We start from the raw sequence: 19864 nt of genomic DNA, 5'->3' as shown, positions 1-19864 counted from the left end.
CAAATTTAGCAAAAAAGAGGCATTTTTATGAAGAATATAGTCTCATTTAAGGGGATATCATCTGGCTGCTTAGAGATTTTGTGTGACGAGGTAAAATCATATAATGCCATTAAAGAAGCTCTTGTCAAAAGAATAGAGCAAAATGATAATTTTTTTCGGGGCGCAACATCTAAAGTGTTAATAGCCGGACGTAACTTTGAAGAAACTGAAATGCATGAGATAAAAGAGATTTTTCTAAGGAGATTCGGGTTATTAAATGTGGTCTTTAAAGGACCCAGTTCAAAAACTGCCCCAAAACACACAGAGAAGAAAATAAAAGATATCAAAACGGAAAATGACAAAAGGGATTCGGCTGAAAAGAGTAGTAAATCCGGTATAGAACTTGTGTCAAATGATTATTTTGATGCACGCTCTATAATTATCTCGCACACTTTAAGAAATGGACAGCGTGTCGAGTGTGAGGGAGACGTTGTAGTATTAGGAGATGTAAATAACGGCGCTGAAATAGTTGCCGGAGGAAGCATAATAGTAATAGGTGCATTAAGGGGGCTTGCACATGCAGGCGCAACTGGAAGGGCAGGAGTTGTTATAGCAGCAAATAAACTTTGCCCGAAGCAGTTAAGGATAAATGCTAAAATTGCTATTTTCCCAGAAGGTGCTTCTTCTTTAGTACCGGAAATTGCTAAGATAGAGGATGGGAATATAACCATAACAGACGTAAATCAAAAACATTTTCCTATGAAGCAACAACATTAACATTATAGTATTGAGGGGGGAAATATTAAGATGAACAATGTAATCGTAGTAACTTCTGGTAAAGGCGGGGTAGGCAAGACGACCACTTCAGCTAACTTAGGTGCAGGATTGGCAATAGAGGGGAAAAAAGTCGTTTTAGTTGATACGGATATTGGGCTTAGAAATTTAGACGTAGTTTTGGGGCTTGAAAATAGGATTGTGTATGACTTGGTAGATGTTATAGAAGGAACATGCAGATTAAAGCAAGCGCTTATAAAGGACAAGAGGTTTAGCGGCTTGTTTCTTTTGCCGGCAGCTCAGACAAGGGATAAAAATGCCGTCACTCCGGACCAGATGAGAAGTTTAATATCCGATCTTGAAAAGGAGTTTGATTATATATTGATAGACTGTCCTGCCGGCATAGAGCAGGGATTTAAAAACGCTATTGCGGGGGCAAAGTCTGCGATAGTCGTGGCTATGCCCGAGGTGTCTTCTGTTCGCGATGCGGATAGGATAGTCGGCCTTTTGTCTGCGGAAGGCATAGACGACGTATATCTGCTTATAAACCGCATAAGGCAAAGCCTGGTAAACCAGGGGGATATGCTGGGTATTGACGATACTCTTGAAGTGCTCGGATTAGATTTAATAGGTGTGGTGCCAGACGATGAAGAGGTTATTCGTGCGACTAATTTAGGTGAACCGCTTATTAGTGATAAAAAAGCACCTGCAGGACAAGCTTATAAGAACATTACAAAGAGAATTTTAGGTGAAGAAGTTCCGTTTATGGATCTAAATAAAAAGACGTTTTTTGGGAAAATCAAAAATATTTTTGGCAGTAATAGTTAAGGAGGTACCAAGATGGGCTTTTTTGGGAAGAAGAAAAGCAATCAGGTTGCTAAGGAGAGGTTAAAACTAGTTTTAATTCATGACCGTAATGGTACTTCAACTGATAATAATTTTATAAAGAGTTTACAGCGTGATATTATGAAGGTATTGGAAAACTACATAGATATATCGGATGATGATGTAGAGGTAAAGATAACCCGGGAACAAAACGGTTTGGATAGTGATACGACAAAGCTTCTAGTAAATGTTCCCATAAGAAACGTAAAGTGTATGGGTAAAAACAAATAAAGAATAAAAATGCCGTATACGGCATTTTTTATTTACAAAATTATGTTATAAAAAACCATGTTTATAACTTTGTATTAAATTGAGTTTAATGATATAATTAAAAGCAAAATAAAAGATTCTTAACGGAGAAACGTATGAGGTTTCGTTTTATAAATATAAGGTTTTTAAAGCATATAGACTGGGTTACTGTATCGATAGTTTTTGCTATATGTTTATTTGGTTTAGTTGCGATAATAAATGCAACGAGTTCACCGTTTACGGGTGATGAAAGCACATTAAGCGATTATTTAAGCAAACTAAATTTCAGTTACGTAAAGCTTCAGTTGATGTGGGTATTGGTAGGCTTGATAGCCGTTACAATAGTACTTATACCAGATTATTCTGTCATATGCGATTATTCCCGGTGGATATACTGGTTTAATATTGCTTTGCTATTGCTGGTATTCTTAACTACTGAGGTACGTGGGATGCAGGGCTGGTTCAAATTCGGCAGCCGTGGGTTTCAGCCAAGTGAGGTTGCCAAGATATCGCTTATTATAGTTTTGGCAAAAAAAATGAGTGAAAGCACGAGAGGCGGCCATAGGATCGAAAGGATAAAAGATGTTTTTCCGGTGGCACTTTTGTTTGCATTGCCGTTTGGGCTTATAGTTTTACAAAAAGATATCGGGACTGCGTTAGTATTTTTGGTTATATTTTTTGGCATGCTGTTTGTCGGGCGGACAAATTTAAAGATAATAGGAATGATCCTATTGGTAGGAATAATCATGCTACCTCTGGCGTGGCTGGTTATGAACTCTACGCAGAAGGCCCGGATCGTATCCTTTTTAAATCCAGGGGCGGATACTCAAGGGACCGGATATCAGGTCTCCCAGGCTAAGATAGCTATAGGTGCAGGTCAGTTTGCCGGCAAAGGCTTTTTCTCCGCTGGTGCACTGGGGCAATTAAACTACGTGCCAGACAGCCATACAGATTTTATTTTCGGTGTAACTGTTGAGGCAGTTGGGTTTATCGGTGCGTTTTTCTTAATGGGGCTTTATCTTGCTCTGCTTTTAAGAGCGCTATATATTGCGAGCAAAGCAAAGGACGACCAAGGGATGTTTTTGGTGTCAGGGGTAGTTTGTATGCTTCTATTCCATATATTTGAAAATCTAGGGATGAATATGGGCATAATGCCGGTTACGGGTATACCTCTGCCGTTTTTCAGCTATGGAGGCTCTAGCATGCTTGCAAACATGATAGCGGTCGGCTTGATTTTAAACGTCAACGCGAGACGGTTTAGGTGGAGTTTGGCTTAAAAACAGTTAATATATATAAAACTAAGAATGTTTTTGATACTGCATATAAATACCTTTTCAAAGTATTTATATGCGGTATTTTTTTTGCAAAAAAAAAATATAATCTTTTAAGGACTATTGAAGGGAGAATTGTATATTATGCGTGATAAAAGCTCGCTTGATAAAATTGAATTGGCTGGTTTTGAGTCTGTTGAAGAGATAAGAAACTATAGGGGGATACGCTTAAATTATCCCGTTAAAAGTACGGCTAATATAAAAAATGATAAAAATGAGGAGAAAATACGCGGACTTATGCTAAAGACGGCGGTTTTTGCAGTGATTGCTCTTTCCATACTCGTGCTTAGAAGTATAGATACGCCACTTACCAGCGGAGTTATAGCAGGTATAGACAATGCTGATCAAAATACTACGATAGACGAGGATATTGGGAAACTTAAATTCGTGGAAAATACAGAGGGGGATATCTCTGTTTCGACCGATGCCAATGTATTTGTATTTCCCGTGGAAGGCAAAATAACGGCTAAGTTTGGAGAAGATGGAAGTGAAGGCATTTCTATTGAAACTTCTCAGGGAGCAAATGTTATAAACGCGGTCTCTGGAAGCGTATATGCAATTGAGAAAAATGAAGAAGATCTAAATGGAAGTATAGTGACTATGAAAAACGAAGACGGAAGCGAGGCCTCTTATTACGGCGTTTCACCGGCTGTTCAAGAAGGAGATACATTGGATTCGGGAGATTTGATAGGCACTCTTTCCGGTGACGTTTTAAAATTTGAGATCTATGTAAACGGTGAAGCTGTAGATCCACTTTCATATATGGATCAAGGGTGAAAATAATATTAAATGAATACTATAAGAATTGCAGGCGGACGCTTTAAGATAAATATTTTACTTATTTTTGTGATGCTAGGATTGATAGTTTTAGGCATGTGGGATATGCTGATATTTTATATACCGGCATTGATTATCCACGAACTTGCACATATGGTAGCGGCGGGCGCCTGCGGTATTATTATAGATGATGTTGAAATACTTCCTTTCGGATGCACGGCAAAGGTCAAAAGCTTTACGGCACTATCTGCACTAAAGGAAGTATTTACTGCAGCTGCCGGCCCCGCTGTAAACATAGTTTTGGCGGCCGGCATATTTTTTATAGACAAGTATTACGCGCCGCTTTCAATTGCAAGGCAGTTTATAACGGCAAATTTAACCATTGCTGCGATAAATCTGCTGCCGGCACTGCCGCTTGACGGAGGGCATATAGTGCGTGCGCTGCTTGCCCGAAGTATAGGACAGAAAAAGGCAACTAAGATATGCGCTATATTCGGGGTGGTTATTTCCTCCATTATGCTTTTGGGCGGCGTATTTATGGTAATAAAAGGCTACTTTAACCGGACGTTTTTTTTTATGGCTGTTTTTTTACTGTATGCTGCAATCAAAGAGATCAAGAATGTGCCGTATACGGTTATACGGGACATATCTTCTAAAAGAAAGCTTTTATCTACGCAAAAAGCCGTCTTGATGCGCGGTTTTGCGATCATGGACAATAACTATTTAAGAGATGTTTTAAAGGAATTTGATGCAGGGAAATATAACGTGGTTTATATTTTAGACGATGATATGAGGATACTTAAAAGCCTTTCTGAAACCCAGGTTATGGATGCTGTTTTAAAATATGGCTTAGATGTAAAAATAAAGACAATATTAAGTAAAATTTGACGTTTAATTTTTACAAAATTTTTGACTAGGTATTTGTCAATGTGGTAAAATAAGCTGTTAGATAATATTAGGAGCAAATTAATTGGACAACTTTTTTGGTGAACTTTCATTCGGCGTAAAAAATATGTCCCGGTATACCGGAGGAGAGTATAACATGGCCGTAAAGAACGCTGCCGACGTGGATGTGCGTTTTTGCATGTGCTTTCCAGATGTTTATGAAGTTGCCATGTCCAATTTAGGGATAAGCATACTATATCACATTTTAAACAATAGGACAGATGTTTATTGTGAACGCGCCGCCGCACCATGGGTAGACATGGAACAAAGGATGCGAGAGTTAAAAATCCCGCTTTTTTCACTTGAGACGAAAACACCATTAAACGAGTTTAACATACTTGGCTTTAGTATAGGCTATGAAATGTGTTATACAAACATATTGACTATGCTCAATTTATCTTTAATACCCGCACTTTCAAAAGACCGCAAAGATAGTGACCCTATTATAATCGGCGGAGGCGGGGCAGTATATAACCCGGAGCCTGTAGCAGATATTTTCGATGCGTTTTTGATAGGCGAAGGAGAAGAAATAATTAGCGAGTTTGTAGATGAGTATAAGGCAAGCAGGGCTTTAAAAGAGACTAAACTTAAATTTTTAAAGAGAGTTTCAAAGTTAAGAGGGGTTTATGTCCCGTCATTATATGAAGTTGACTACTTAGAAAAAGGCGTGTTGCTAAAACCGACAGGCAATGCTCCAAAGATAGTAAATAAGCGTATAATTGAGGACCTTGACAGTGCGTATTTCCCGACTGCACCGATAGTACCGTTTCAAAGCATAGTCCATGACCGGGCAGTCGTAGAAGTTTTTAGAGGCTGTACAAAAGGGTGCAGATTTTGCCAGGCAGGGTTTATATACCGCCCTGTACGCGAAAAAAAGAGCGATACAGTATTTTGCCAGGCAAAGGAGATAATAAAAAATACAGGGTTTGATGAAGTGTCTCTTTGCTCGCTTTCTTCAGGAGATTATTCTGAAATAGCAAAGCTTTTAACAGACATGATAGAGGAATTTGAAAATAAACGGGTATCGGTTGCACTTCCTTCTCTAAGGGCAGATTCTGAACTTTCCAAGATAGTAAATAAAACTACGAAAGTCAGAAGCACGGGGCTTACATTGGCGCCGGAAGCAGGTACACAGCGCTTAAGAGACATAATCAACAAAAATATAACGGAAGAGGATTTATTATCAAATTTATCAGATGCGTTTGATGCCGGAATCAGCAGCGTTAAACTCTATTTTATGATAGGATTGCCCTTTGAAACTTATGAGGATTTAGACGGCATAGTAAACTTGGTATTAAAAGTAAGGTCTCTTTATTATTCTATGCCGCTTGAAAAAAGGGCCAGGGCACTTAACATACATGTAAGCGTATCCAGCTTTGTGCCAAAACCGCATACTCCATTCCAGTGGGAAGCGCAGGAAGATAAAGAAAGCTTAGTTAAAAAGCAGCTTTATTTAAAAGGCAAGCTTAAAATACGCGGGGTAAAATACAATTACCATGATGCGAACGTAAGTTTTTTAGAGGCGGTCTTTGCAAGAGGAGACAGGCGCCTATCAAAAACGCTTTTGCGTGCATACGAGCTGGGGGCCAGGTTCGACAGCTGGGGAGATTTCTTCGACATGGATTTGTGGGCGAGGGCTTTTGCAGATACGGGAATAGACCCCAAATTTTATGCTAACCGTGTGCGCGATTTAGACGAGCCGCTCCCTTGGGACCATATAAGCTGCGGAGTCAGCAAAGAATACCTGCTTAAGGAACTTTCAAGAGCAAAGTCGGGGTCGACCACCCGCGACTGCCGGGCAGGCTGTGATCTTTGCGGGCTTGAAGGAAAAGGTGTCTGCATATGAGATGGGCTGTAGAATTTTCAAGGGATTTTCCAGCAACGTATGTATCGCATCTGGACCTACAAAGGACAGTTATGAGGGCACTTAAAAGAAGCGGTCTTCCGGTTGCCTATTCTGCCGGATTCAACCCGCACATACTATTATCTTTTGCAACGGCAATGCCGGTTGGTCTGGTCAGCGAATCCGAGTATTTTGAGTTTTCAACTACGGAGGATTTTTCCAAAGAAGAGGTTTTGGCGGCATTAAAAGAAGCTTTCCCAAGCGGTGTCACGCCAAAGTCCGTTGTTAATATGCCGGACAATGCAAAAAAACTAGCGGCTTTGGTTACGCATTCATCGTATATGCTCAAAGCTCCAAGTAACTTTATAGAACAAATGATAGAGTTTATTGAAAAGCCAAGTGTAGTAATAGACGTTTTTAAAAAAGGCAATTTAAAGACTATTGACGTAAAGGACCGTATAATAAGCTTAAACAGGTGTGAAGACGGGATTTGTTTAATGCTTAAAAGCGGGCAGGAAAATAACTTAAACCCAATAGATTTGACAAAGGGACTTTTCAAAACAGATGTAGCTAAGTTTAACATCTTAAGGAAAGGTTTGTATTCTACTGTTAACGGTAAAATATGCCCTTTAATCGATGCAGTTATCGGTTAGAAAAGTTTACCTTTAGTAAATAGATTTATTTTTTAGGAGCTAGTTTAATATGGAGAGAAAGATTATTGCAGATATTAACATGCATGAGTCTCGTATTGCGCTTTTAGAGAACGGAGAAATGGTTGAATTCCAAACTGAGAGGACGCAAAGGGAAAGATTAGTAGGCAATATCTATAAAGGAAAGGTGGCCAATATACTGCCTGGAATGCAGGCGGCTTTTGTGGATATAGGGCTTAATAAAAACGCCTTTCTATACGCCGGAGATATACTAGTAGACAAATCGGATTTCGTATTTCAAAACGACAGGATAATAATATCAAACGATCTTGAAAAGATGGGAATAAGCGACATGCTAAAACAAGGCCAGGATATTATGATCCAGGTTTTAAAGCAGCCGGGAGGCAGCAAGGGTGCACGTGTAACTACGCATATAACTCTTCCGGGCAGAAGGCTGGTTTTAATGCCGACGGTAGACCACGTCGGAGTTTCCAGAAAGATAGAAAATGAAAATGAACGCGAAAGGTTAAAACTGATCGTGGACCGCGTTCGCCCAAAGGGAATGGGTTTGATAGTAAGGACTGCCGCTGAAGGGATGCAGGAAGAGGATTTTATATCTGAAATAAAGTTTTTGGCAAGGCTTTGGGAAAAGATAAAGGAACGGTGTGAAAAGCTCTCTGCTCCCCGGCTTATACATTCTGAAGAAGGTATGGTATTTAGAACAGTTAGGGATATGTTTACACCAGATGTATCTGAATTTGTAATAAATGACAGGGAATACTATGATAAAGTACTTGCACTTACGAGTTTCATAGCGCCCGAGATGAAAAAACGTATAAAGTTTTTTGATGAGCACTATGACATGTTCGAGCATTATGGCATTAATGAAAAGATAGACAAGATTTTACAGAGGAAAGTCTGGCTCAAAAGCGGAGGGTATATAGTAGTAGACGAGACAGAAGCGTTAACATCAATAGATGTAAATACAGGAAAATACGTAGGTGAAAACGATCTGCAAGATACGATACTCAATGTAAATGTAGAGGCAGCAAACGAGATAGCAAAGCAGATACGGTTAAGAGATATAAGCGGCATAATTATAATAGATTTTATAGACATGGAAAAAGAGGAAAATAGAAATATTGTCTTAGATACTTTAAAGGTAGCGCTTAAATTAGACAGGACAAAAACCAGTGTTCTTGGCATAACGCAGCTTGGATTGGTAGAAATGACAAGAAAGAAGGTAAGAAGAAAGCTCTCTATACTGACAAAGAAAGAATGCCCGCTGTGTGGCGGTTCAGGGTTCGTAGATTCAGAGGAAAGCGTTGCTTTAAGGCTTAGGCGGGAAGTTATAAAAAATGTTAACGAGACATCTTTTAACGATTTTATAATAGAGTTACATCCATCTGTATTCGATTTTATCATGGCTAAAAAGAATGAAAACGACGTGTGGCTACCAGTGATACCGGGCAAGAAATTCTTTTTAAAACCGATAAAGACGCTTTTGGTTCATGAAATAAATATATGTGGAATAGCAGAGGATCGTGTAAGGGAAGAGCTTTTAAAAGAGTCTCAGATGTTTAACTAAAGGTTTGTTGACAAAGACATGATCACTATGTTAAAATACGCTTTGAGCCGCACTAAAATGGCTTTTTAAATGTGCAAGCGCACTGCCATTGAGGCGAGACTGGGTTGAGGAGGTAAACGTTTAAGTGTATGCGATTTTTCAAACAGGTGGAAAGCAATATAAAGCAGAACCAGATGGTTTCGTATATGTAGAAAAGATCGAAGCTAAAGCTGGGGAAAAAGTTGAGTTTGACACATTGCTTTTCTGCGATGGAAAAAAAGTTTCTGTTGGAACGCCTATTGTAAAAGATGTTAAGATTAAAGCCGAAGTTGTAAAACAAGGGAAAGGCCAAAAGGTCATAGTATTTAAGCATAAGGCAAAGAAAGATTATAAAAAGAAACAGGGACATAGGCAGCCTTTCACACAGCTTAAGATATTAAGCATCGGTAAGGAAAAAGCTGAAGTTAAGGAAGAAAAGTAATTTTTAGTTTTAGTTAGTTGAAAAGAGGTGTATTTAGATGGCACATAAGAAAGGAATGGGAAGCTCCAAGAACGGTAGAGACAGCCATTCGAAGCGCTTGGGTGTTAAATGCTCAGATGGGCAGGTAGTTAGCGCAGGGAGCATATTAGTAAGACAACGTGGTACAAAGATACATCCTGGTATAAACGTAGGCAAAGGAAGCGATGATACGCTTTATTCAATGGTTGACGGTACTGTCCGTTATGAAAGAAAAGGACGGGACAAAAAACAGGCCAGTGTTTATTAATAGGTTGTATAATTAATTTTGAAGTTAAAAGGTCAAGGTAAATTGGCCTTTTAATTTATCTAAACAAAAGGGTCGGTCTTATGGAAATTTGTTTTGATAAAGACAGAGTTATTTTAAAAGATATAATTTTTTCGCCATGCCAGACTTTGTTTTGCGGGCAGACGTTTAGGTTTGAACAGTTAGGGGAAAAGATAACGGGTGTTGCTCACGGGCGCGTTATAACGATAGAAGAAAAAAAAGACTCGATTATACTGTACCCGGTTTCAAAAGAAGATTTTTATAATATCTGGTTTAATTACTTTGATTTAAATAGGGATTACGAGGAATTAAAACGTGCTTTTTCAACAGACGAAGCGCTGGAGGAAGTTATAAAATATGCCGATGGTATGAGAGTCTTAAATCAAGAACCTTTCGAAACGCTTATTTCGTTCATAATCTCTGCAAATAACAATATAGCCCGTATCTCACGCATTATAAAGGAAGTCTGCCGCCGTTTCGGGCGTGAAATCGATGGGGAGCACTATGCTTTTCCGAAGCCTGAGGAGCTTAAAAAAGCTACGGAAAAAGATTTTTACGAGTGCGGGGCAGGATACAGGGCACCATATTTAGCCAAAACTGTAAAAAGCATTTGCGATGGGTTTGATTTAGAAGGTGTAAAAAGCATGGAGTATTTGGAAGCGAGAAAAAAGTTGAATACGCTGTTTGGCGTAGGTAACAAGGTTGCAGATTGCGTATTGCTTTATTCACTTGGTTTTTCAAACGCTTTTCCGGTAGACGTATGGATGAAACGGGTCTTGTCCAAGACATACGGGGTCTGTTTTACGGATAAACAGCTTTTAAAATTTTTGGAAGACAAATTCGGAGAGAATGCTGGCATAGCGCAGCAATATCTTTTTCACTATGCAAGGAACCATAGAGAATTGTTTATATGAATATGTAAAAATACGGGAAGGAAAAATTTTCTTCCCTATTTATTTGTAAGAAATTAACATATGCTACGTTGTTATAATACCAAAAATATGATATTATGTTATAAATCATATTATAACCATACTGGCATCATTTTTTTATTTTTTATTACGGAGGAATTCTTTAGATGGGAGACTGCGACAAAAAACTTAGCCGCTTAGTTAAGCAGCGTACGATAAGAGACCTTTTTGAAATGATATATAGCACAGAAGATATTGCAGCAGAGTATTTGCTGGATAGTGATGAAATCAAAAAGATCACATATAAAGAGTATAGGGGCATGATTGGCTCCGCTACAAAAAAAATTTTAAATGAGATCGATGGAAAAGGTGAATTCGTAGGCCTTAAGTTAAAAAATTCTCCTGTCTGGCCGGTAGTGTTCTGGTCTATATTAGCGGCAGGGAACAATGTGGTTTTGATAGATTACCGTTCTGATGATACCGCTACGATGCATATTTTAAAGCAAGCCGGCGCTAAGGCAATTATAACGGATGCAGAGGCTAAACTTCCGGGTATAAAAATCATAGATCCGGAAAAGGTTGCTAAACTATCACAGTATGACTATAATTACAGCTTTTCAGATAAATTTGGAGACAGAGTCGCCATTTGCACATCGGGAACCACAGCCACTTCAAAGGTCAATGTCTATGAAGAAAAGACCATTATAAAACAGCTTTCAGCTACAAAAGATATTTTATCAAAGAAAAATGATTTATTAAGCGACGATGATATGAGAAACCTTGCATTTTTGCCGTTCCACCATATTTTCGGGTTTATCGCCGTATTTCTCTGGAGTTCGATATTTTCAAAATGTGTTATTTATATAAAGGATATGACGCCGGAAACAATAATGCACACCTGCCGAAAACTAAAAGTAACGCATATATTTGCGGTACCGCTTTTTTGGAACAATGTGGCGTTTAGTTTATTGAAAAAAGCAAGGCTCGGTGGGCAGGAGACTGTAGACAAACTTGAAAAATATTTGTCAAGAAGCCTGGCATTGCAAAAGAGGCTTGGAAAATACGGCAGGGCAGTTGCTACTAAACTGTTTTTTAGGGAAATACAGTCTAAACTTTTTGGGAGCGACGTAAGGTTCATGATAAGCGGAGGAGGGCATATTTTACCTGAAACGCTAAGGATTGTAAACGGGCTTGGATACCATTTGGTAAACGGTTATGGGATGACAGAAACAGGCATAAATTCTGTTGAGCTGTCAGAGGATATAGGTACAATGCTTGCTGGAAGCGTCGGAGACCCACTCAGCCCAACGCAGTATTCGCTTAAAAACGTTTCCGGAGTAAACGAGCTTTTAGTTAAAGGCGAGTCTATACACTCGGGAAGAATGATAGACGGTAAGTATGAAAAAAGGGATATAACTGAAGAATGTTTTGCAACGGGCGACATGGCTTCGCTAGTTCATGGAAAATATTTTATAGATGGTAGGATAAAAGAAGTTATAGTAAACGAGTCCGGAGAAAACGTATATCCTGATGAGGTTGAAGATGCTTTTATAAGTATAAGCGGAGTGGAGAGCTACTGTGTTACCGGGACCGCAAAAGAAGGGCCTTATGAGGATATCGCGCTTGTAATATACATGGGCGAAAGCCCAAGCGGAGATGATATTAAGCGGGCAATAGACGAGATATATTCTGCAAACGCATATCTTCCTATATATAAAAAGCTGACAAGAGTGGTAATATCTAATGAAGCACTGCCTCTAGCTTCCGGAATAAAGGTAAAACGCCAGGCATTAAGAAATATGCTTGAAGATGGCAAGTTAAAGTGCGTTGAAGTAGATTTAAAAAATAAAGCTATAAAAACCGATATGGTAAATAAGCATGAGGACTTATTAGAACAGATAAAAGACCCTATGTTTGTCGAGATAAAAGAAACTATAAGGAGCATATTTGCAGATGTACTCAGTTTAGAAGTTGCAAATGTCTCTGATAATGCCCATTTTATAGACGACTTGGGTGGAGATTCTCTTTCCAGCTTAAGTGTTATGACCAAGGCAGAAGAAATGTATAACATACCGATAAACGAAAGCGATTATCTTACATGCACATGCGTATATGATTTATCGAAGCTTTTATACAACAGGATAAAAGGCATAGAAGAAGAGGAAGTAAAAGGGCAAAAACAAGAAGTTGAAGCCATTACTAAGTTCGAAGATTCAAAAGAGTACAAGGCTTACTTATTGAGAAGAAAAGAGATAGAAGACTCTGGTATGGCAGACCCGTTCTTTATCCAGCATGAATCGGTTATAAAGGATACCTCTATCGTCAACGGCAAGGAAGTTATAAACTTCGGCGCATATAATTACCTAGGCTTCTCCGGGCATCCCGAGACTGTGGCAGCGGCAAAAGCAGCTATAGACAAATACGGCACTTCTGCCAGCGGATCAAGGCTGATCGGCGGGGAAAAATCCCTCCACCGTAAGCTGGAAAAGAAAATTGCAGAGTGGAAGCATACGGAAGATGCTATTGTATGTGTAGGCGGGCATTCCACGAACGTTACATTTGTAGGTAATTTTTGCAGCGAGAATGACATCATACTATATGATGCGCTTTCTCATAATTCTATTACACAGGGCTGCCAGCTTTCAAAGAGCGATACTAAGGCCTTTCCGCATAACGATCTGTCAGCTTTAGAAAACCTGCTTAAAATGTCCCGCCCCAAATATGAAAAGATTTTAATAATAGTAGAAGGCGTTTATTCAATGGACGGAGACATCGCGCCGATACCTGAGTTTGTTCGCTTAAAGAAAAAGTACGGCGCATTCCTGATGGTAGACGAAGCGCACTCCAGCTGCGTAATAGGTGAAACGGGCAGGGGCGTAGATGAGTATTTTAACCTTGCGCCTGATGACATAGATATAAAAATGGGCACGTTATCTAAAGGCCTCGGGACATGCGGTGGATATCTGGCAGGAAAAAGCTCGCTTATATCGTATCTTAAGTATTCGATGCCGGGGTTCGTATTCTCGGTTGGGTTAAGCCCGGCGCTGGCTGCTGCTTCGCTTAAAGCTATCGAAATTATGATTAAAGATAATTCCAGAGTTAAGTCTCTTCACAAAAATATAAAGACATTTGTAAGAGAGGCGAAGCGCCATAACTTTAACATCTGCCTGGCGGGTGAAAGCGCAATCATACCGGTACTTGTAGGAAGTGATTTAGACGCATATATATTAAGTGAGAAGATGCTTAGCAAAGGTATTTTTGTACCTGCGGCTGTTTATCCTGCAGTACCTAAAAACCAGTCTAGGTTAAGGTTTAATTTAGCAGCAGACCATAAAGAAGACCAGATAGTGTTTGCGCTTAATATGCTTGATAAATTATTTGAGGAATATAATATAAAAAAAATATAGCCGTTTTAAGTTAAGCCTATATGGCTTGGACTCATAGATATCATAATATATTAATTTTGGAGGGGTAGATATGAGAGACTATATAATAGTTACAGATTCAGACACTGAACTGCCGTACGAATATGCAGAAGAAAACAAAATACCGGTATTTTTAATGCCATATACAATTGATAATGACGAGAAGCTTTACGATCTGGGAAAAGACGAAAAAGTGGAAAAGGAGTTCTATAAAAAGCTTCGGGAAGGTGCAACCGCTACAACGTCTACTCGCCCGCCTGTTGACATCGCGAACTTTTATAAAGAACAGCTAGACAAAGGCCTGGATATTTTGTATCTTTGTTTTTCATCCGAGTTATCCGGCCACTATAACTTATCCTGCATGGCGGCAGAAGAGATCTTAGCTGAATATCCTGACGCACGCCTTGAAGTTGTAGACACAAAGAGCATATCAATGCCGGCTGGGCTTATAGTGATGAAAGCAATAGATTTGAAGAATCAAGGCAAAAGCCTTGACGAAGTTTTAAAGTGGGTAGAGGATAACAAAAATAAAGCTACGGCCTGGTTCGCAGTAGATGACCTTGGATTTTTAAAAAGAGGCGGAAGGCTTTCCGGGTCTCAGGCATTTCTAGGGACACTGCTCGATATTAAGCCGATACTTACGATAAATGAGGAAGGCAAAATAGTAAATATAGATAAATTAAACGGTCTTAATAAAGTTAAACGCTATATGGTGGAAAAGGTAGCGGAGTTTCTTGAAAGCCCGGATTCCCCGGTTTATATACTGCATGCAGATTGCGAAGATGTGGCAGCAGATTTAAAGAATAAAATACTTGAAAAGACACAGGCAAAAGACGTACGCATAAAGATGGTCGGGCCGGTTATAGGAAGCCATGCAGGCCCGGGAACACTAGCGGTAGTTTATTTTAGAAAATAAAAAAAGCACTTTTAAAAAGTGCTTTTTTCTTATAAAAATATCGCTTGTTCTGCTAGTAAGAGCCCCAGATAGCGGCATCTAGGCCATATTTGATCATCAAATTTTGCAATGTCTCCTGGAGTACCGCTTGAATTATTCGGGGCTATTTTAATTGAAAGTGCTATTTTTTCAAATTCCTGCCGGAACCAGCTTTCAAAACTTCCGGCATAGGTCTGTGGGTCTTCCTGCGGAGGCATCATTTGATATCCGGTCAACTGTGAGCATTTACGTGCTATGATGCCAGCATTTCTTATCTTGTTTTGAGTTAAAGCATCTGCAAAGTATATTTGCTCGCCTTTTGCATAAAACGAAACCGAAAGGTCGAATTTTTCACGGCGGCACAGTGACATCAAAGCGACTGCCTCGCGCTGGACACCGGGGGCATTTCCCTTATAGCCTTCGAATCCAGGTGAAGGTTGTGATTTAAGTTCGTCCCACAAGCACGGGAAGTGCATACTTAGGTCTACTCCACGTGCGTTTGCCTTCCATTCCTTGATATCATGGCTGCGAAGCATATGAACTATATTAGAATTCGGCTTTATATTTTGTGAAATTTCAAGCCCGTCTGGATTAACCATAGGTATAATGTATATTCTGCACCTATTTAGTATCTCGCGTATATTAAACGGGATAGAGTATGTCGGTTTATCTAAATATGCTAAATATTCATCGCACATTTTCATTAAGTAAGAGCATGTTATATGGTCCCTTGCATGATTTGTGCCGGTAAACAGGAGTTTTTTGTCGCCGGTACCTATCCTTATCATTATGAGACGCCGCCCGTATTCCGAAAAACCGGTGTGAGTAACCGATATGTTTTCACCATATTTTTTAGATAGATTGGCGCAGTCTATTAAAAAATTAAGATAGGAATAAGGCTTAGTTACATTTACAACATTGCTTATATACATTTTAAGTGTCCTCCATTATAAATGTATTTTATATTTACAAAAAAAATGTGTAATTAATAAAAAAACATCTCCGGATAAGTTGTGAAAATATAAAAAATTTTTAAAGTTCAATAACTTTGCTTTTAATTATATTTGTTGTATAATGTCTTATATTGATGCAGTATGGTAGCACGGTTGTGCACTTTTTCTTATAAGTATATATTTTTTTTGCCTGCTGTAATATCTAAGACTGGGAAGGTGCTTAAGGGAAATGATTTGGAACTCTAAAATGGAAACTGCAACGAACGATGAAATAGCCGAGATACAAATGGGGCGTCTTAAAAAAACTGTTGAAAACTGTTATGAAAATGTCCCGCATTACAAAAAGAAATTCGATGAAATAGGTTTAAAACCTTCTCATATAAAGAAACTTAGCGATTTACACAACATTCCGTTTACAGTTAAAGACGATTTAAGGGAGAATTATCCTTTTAATTTTTTCGCATTGCCGGTTAGCAAACTGGCGCGCGTGCATGCTTCTTCGGGCACTACCGGCAAACCTACGGTTGTAGGCTATACAAAAAACGACCTTGATATGTGGTCTGAGGTAGTTGCCAGAATGGTCTGCTGTGCAGGGGCGGAACCGGGAGACGTAGCTCAGATAGCATTTGGATATGGTCTTTTCACCGGGGCGTTCGGCTTGCATTATGGGCTTGAAAAGATAGGCGCTGCAGTTGTACCTATATCCAGCGGCAACACGGAAAGGCAGTTAAATATAATGCAGGATTTTGGGAGTACTATACTTGTATGTACTCCGTCTTATGCCCTTTATATGGCCGAAGTTGCAGAACAAATGGGAATAGATACTTTAAAACTGCCTCTGCGGTTGGGGCTGTTTGGAGGAGAAGGACATACGGATGAGATGCGCCGTGAAATAGAGAAGAGATGGAACATAATAGCAACAGAAAATTACGGGCTAAGTGAAATTATTGGCCCTGGGGTTGCAGGTGAGTGTACATATAAAGACGGAATGCATATAGCAACAGATTGTTTTTTGGTTGAGGTTATAGACCCTAAAACTTTGGAGCCGCTTCCAGCAGGCGAAAAAGGAGAAGTAGTTATAACCTCGCTTGCAAAGGAAGGAATGCCTATCTTAAGATACAGGACGAAGGATATATCCTGGCTTATAGAAGAGCCGTGCAAATGCGGTAGGACATCTACCAGAATGGGAAAGATACAAGGCCGCACAGACGACATGCTCATAATCCGCGGGGTAAACGTATTCCCTTCACAGATAGAAAGCGTACTTGTTGGCATGGACGGTATAGCTCCATATTATGAGATAATCGTCACTAAAGACGGGTATATGGATAAAATAGAGGTTTTGGTTGAAGTTACGGATGCCGGCCTTATAAACAGGTATAACGACCTTGAAAACTTGATAAAGAAAATCAAACACAATATCTTTACGGTACTTAATATAAACGTTGACATAAAGTTAAAAGAACCAGGAACTTTAAAACGTTTCACCGGAAAAGCTTCTCGTGTAACAGATTTAAGATAACGGGAGAAATGGTATATGAAAAAACTAATGCTAGGGAACGAGGCGTATGCCCGCGGCGCATATGAGGCAGGGGTAACTGTAGCTGCAGCATATCCAGGTACGCCAAGCACTGAAATTTTGGAGAGTATAGTCAAGTATGACGAAGTAAAGGCGCAGTGGTCCCCTAATGAAAAGGTTGCGCTTGAAGTAGCTATTGGTGCTTCAATGGGAGGTGCGCGCGCACTTTGCATGATGAAGCATGTAGGTTTAAACGTCGCGGCAGACCCGCTTTTTACAGCGTCTTATACAGGTGTCAACGGAGGGTTGGTAGTAATAGTTGCAGACGACCCAGGAATGCATTCAAGTCAAAATGAGCAGGACAGCCGGTTTTATGCAAGGAGTGCACATCTGCCCATGCTTGAGGCAGCTGACAGTGCCGAAGCAAAGGAATTAATGAAAGCAGCTTATGATATAAGCGAAGAATATGATACGCCGGTTTTGGTGCGTACTCATACGCGTATTTCACACTCACAGAGCCTAGTAAATATAGGCAAGAGAGAGGAAATACCTTTAAAGGAATATAAAAAAGACGTAATGAAATACGTCATGATGCCCGGGATGGCAAAGAAACGCCATATTATAGTTGAAGAAAGAATGAAAAAACTTACCGAGGCTGCCAATAGCCTTGACATAAACACCGTTGAGATGTTATCAGGCGATATAGGCGTGGTCACTTCCGGAATCTGTTACAACTACGTTAAAGAAGCACTCCCAAATGCATCTGTTTTAAAACTGGGCATGGTTTACCCGATAAATATGGATATGGTTAAAGACTTTGCGAAGAAAGTCAAAAAGCTGTATGTAATCGAGGAACTGGAGCCTTTCATTGAAGATCAGCTAAAGGCAAACGGGATCAAGTGCGAAGGAAAAGCTTTGTTTACGGTTCAGGGCGAATATAGCGTAAACAAGATAAAAAAGGCGATATTAAACGAAGATATTTCTCATAAAGAATTACAGGAGCTGCCGCAGCGTCCGCCGGTTTTGTGCCCCGGATGCCCTCATAGGGCGGTTTACTATGTGCTTAACAAGCTAAACATGGTAGCCTGCGGAGATATAGGGTGTTATACGCTAGGCGCATTACCGCCGCTTTTTGGTATAGACAGTTGCGTCTGCATGGGTGCATCTATTGGTATGGCTACAGGCATAGAAAAAGCACGCGGTGAAGAATTTGCTAAAAATACAGTTGCCGTTATAGGTGACAGTACGTTCATACATTCCGGCATTACCGGACTTATCGACATGGTGTATAATGCCAAAGCGTCGACAGTTATAATACTAGACAATTCGACAACTGGAATGACAGGGCATCAGGATCACCCGGGGACAGGCAAAAATGCCAAAGGTGAGGCCGCTCCGAAGCTAGACTTAGTTAAGCTTATTAATGCTATAGGCGTAAACAACGTACGGGTCGTTGACCCATTTGAAATAGAGGATTTGACAAAAGCGATAAAAGAAGAAACAGCTAAAAAGGAAATATCAGTTATAATAGCCAAACGCCCCTGTGAATTGCTTGAAAAAGGAAAGTCAAGGGGAAAGGCTTTAAAGGTAACTGATTGCAGACAATGCGGGCTTTGTTTAAAGCTTGGCTGCCCTGCGATAATAAATACAGACAACGGAGTGGTTATAGACGAAACCTTATGTAACGGTTGCGGGCTGTGTAAAAAAGGTATGTCCTTTTAATGCTATAGGAAAGGCGGTATTGAGTAATGCAGTTGAATATACTGATAGTTGGGGTTGGAGGCCAGGGAACTCTTACTGCAAGCCGTATCCTTGGTAAAGTTGCGGAAATAAAAGAGATGGACGTTAAGCTTTCAGAAGTCCATGGAATGGCACAGCGCGGAGGGAGCGTTGTCACGCACGTACGTATAAGCAGTGATAAAGTGTTCTCGCCTCTTATAGATTTAGGTGGGGCAGATATAATAATAGCGTTTGAAAAGCTTGAAGCGTTAAGGTATATAGAGTATTTGGCACCAAAGGGAAAGATGTTCGTAAACACACAGGAGATTTCCCCTATGCCGGTAATAACCGGAAAAGAAAAGTACCCGGGCGATATCGAAACGAGATTAGAGCAGGCGTGTGGTTGCGTTACATTCGTTCCGGCGGATAAGTTAGCAAAAGAGGCCGGAAATATAAGGGCTGTAAATACCGTTCTTTTAGGGGCGGCGGCTGCATATATGGACATTGAAAAAGATTGTTTTATAGATGCTCTAAAGCAGGTTGTAAAGCCAAAACTAATAGATATGAATATCGATGCTTTTAATATAGGATATGCTTTTAAGGGGGATACAAAGTAAT

General features: G+C 39.8%; 18 protein-coding genes. 17 read left to right on the top strand and 1 reads right to left on the bottom strand.

Going from position 1 to position 19864, the window contains the following annotated elements; all coding sequences use genetic code 11:
• Positions 1–27: 27 nt before the first annotated feature.
• From minC to R2876_00735, 14 genes are all read left to right on the top strand, one after another.
• Positions 28–756: a septum site-determining protein MinC gene (gene minC, locus R2876_00800; GenBank protein ID MEZ4357166.1), complete on the top strand. Its 729-nt coding sequence runs from the start codon at positions 28–30 to the stop codon at positions 754–756.
• 30 nt (positions 757–786) lie between these two features.
• Positions 787–1581 (top strand): septum site-determining protein MinD, encoded by a 795-nt coding sequence (gene minD, locus R2876_00795; protein ID MEZ4357165.1) that lies wholly within the window; start codon positions 787–789, stop codon positions 1579–1581.
• A 12-nt stretch (positions 1582–1593) separates the two neighbouring features.
• On the top strand, positions 1594–1869 hold the full coding sequence (gene minE, locus R2876_00790; GenBank protein ID MEZ4357164.1) for a cell division topological specificity factor MinE: 276 nt from the start codon (positions 1594–1596) through the stop codon (positions 1867–1869).
• 134 nt (positions 1870–2003) lie between these two features.
• Positions 2004–3164, top strand: coding sequence for a rod shape-determining protein RodA (gene rodA / locus R2876_00785; protein MEZ4357163.1), 1161 nt, complete (start codon positions 2004–2006; stop codon positions 3162–3164).
• A 138-nt stretch (positions 3165–3302) separates the two neighbouring features.
• On the top strand, positions 3303–3995 hold the full coding sequence (locus tag R2876_00780) for a M23 family metallopeptidase (protein ID MEZ4357162.1): 693 nt from the start codon (positions 3303–3305) through the stop codon (positions 3993–3995).
• A gap of 12 nt (positions 3996–4007) precedes the next feature.
• The gene (locus R2876_00775) at positions 4008–4883 is read left to right on the top strand and encodes a M50 family metallopeptidase (GenBank protein MEZ4357161.1); all 876 of its coding nucleotides are present in this window, start codon (positions 4008–4010) and stop codon (positions 4881–4883) included.
• 82 nt (positions 4884–4965) lie between these two features.
• Positions 4966–6786 (top strand): TIGR03960 family B12-binding radical SAM protein, encoded by a 1821-nt coding sequence (locus tag R2876_00770; protein ID MEZ4357160.1) that lies wholly within the window; start codon positions 4966–4968, stop codon positions 6784–6786.
• Positions 6783–7436, top strand: a complete 654-nt coding sequence (locus R2876_00765; GenBank protein ID MEZ4357159.1) for a TIGR03936 family radical SAM-associated protein — start codon at positions 6783–6785, stop codon at positions 7434–7436. The genes R2876_00770 and R2876_00765 overlap by 4 nt, the downstream gene beginning before the upstream one ends.
• 49 nt (positions 7437–7485) lie before the next feature.
• The gene (locus tag R2876_00760) at positions 7486–9021 is read left to right on the top strand and encodes an Rne/Rng family ribonuclease (GenBank protein MEZ4357158.1); all 1536 of its coding nucleotides are present in this window, start codon (positions 7486–7488) and stop codon (positions 9019–9021) included.
• 124 nt (positions 9022–9145) lie between these two features.
• The gene (gene rplU, locus R2876_00755; GenBank protein ID MEZ4357157.1) at positions 9146–9481 is read left to right on the top strand and encodes a 50S ribosomal protein L21; all 336 of its coding nucleotides are present in this window, start codon (positions 9146–9148) and stop codon (positions 9479–9481) included.
• Between the two features lie 37 nt (positions 9482–9518).
• A complete protein-coding gene (gene rpmA / locus R2876_00750) occupies positions 9519–9767 on the top strand; it encodes a 50S ribosomal protein L27 (protein MEZ4357156.1) in 249 nt (82 codons plus the stop codon).
• Positions 9768–9847: 80 nt separating this feature from the next.
• Positions 9848–10699, top strand: coding sequence for a DNA glycosylase (locus R2876_00745; GenBank protein ID MEZ4357155.1), 852 nt, complete (start codon positions 9848–9850; stop codon positions 10697–10699).
• A 164-nt stretch (positions 10700–10863) separates the two neighbouring features.
• The gene (locus R2876_00740) at positions 10864–14103 is read left to right on the top strand and encodes an aminotransferase class I/II-fold pyridoxal phosphate-dependent enzyme (GenBank protein MEZ4357154.1); all 3240 of its coding nucleotides are present in this window, start codon (positions 10864–10866) and stop codon (positions 14101–14103) included.
• Positions 14104–14173: 70 nt separating this feature from the next.
• Positions 14174–15037, top strand: a complete 864-nt coding sequence (locus R2876_00735) for a DegV family protein (GenBank protein ID MEZ4357153.1) — start codon at positions 14174–14176, stop codon at positions 15035–15037.
• 29 nt (positions 15038–15066) lie between these two features.
• On the opposite strand, the gene R2876_00730 is transcribed toward R2876_00735, so the two are convergent.
• The gene (locus tag R2876_00730; GenBank protein MEZ4357152.1) at positions 15067–15987 is read right to left on the bottom strand and encodes a M14 family zinc carboxypeptidase; all 921 of its coding nucleotides are present in this window, start codon (positions 15985–15987) and stop codon (positions 15067–15069) included.
• 250 nt (positions 15988–16237) lie between these two features.
• On the opposite strand from R2876_00730, the gene R2876_00725 reads away from it, so the two are divergent.
• Genes R2876_00725 through R2876_00715 form a run of 3 tightly spaced genes read left to right on the top strand, consistent with a single transcriptional unit; the run spans position 16238 to position 19863 of the window.
• The gene (locus tag R2876_00725; GenBank protein ID MEZ4357151.1) at positions 16238–17530 is read left to right on the top strand and encodes a phenylacetate--CoA ligase; all 1293 of its coding nucleotides are present in this window, start codon (positions 16238–16240) and stop codon (positions 17528–17530) included.
• Between the two features lie 15 nt (positions 17531–17545).
• Complete coding sequence (gene iorA, locus R2876_00720) at positions 17546–19249, top strand: indolepyruvate ferredoxin oxidoreductase subunit alpha (protein MEZ4357150.1); 1704 nt, start codon at positions 17546–17548, stop codon at positions 19247–19249.
• Positions 19250–19275: 26 nt separating this feature from the next.
• Positions 19276–19863 (top strand): indolepyruvate oxidoreductase subunit beta, encoded by a 588-nt coding sequence (locus R2876_00715; GenBank protein MEZ4357149.1) that lies wholly within the window; start codon positions 19276–19278, stop codon positions 19861–19863.
• Position 19864 lies beyond the last annotated feature (1 nt).

The sequence above is a fragment of the Eubacteriales bacterium genome, from assembly GCA_041390245.1.
Taxonomy (GTDB): Bacteria; Bacillota; Clostridia; order Christensenellales; family JAWKQI01; genus JAWKQI01.
This window is presented reverse-complemented; position numbering and strand designations above follow the sequence as displayed.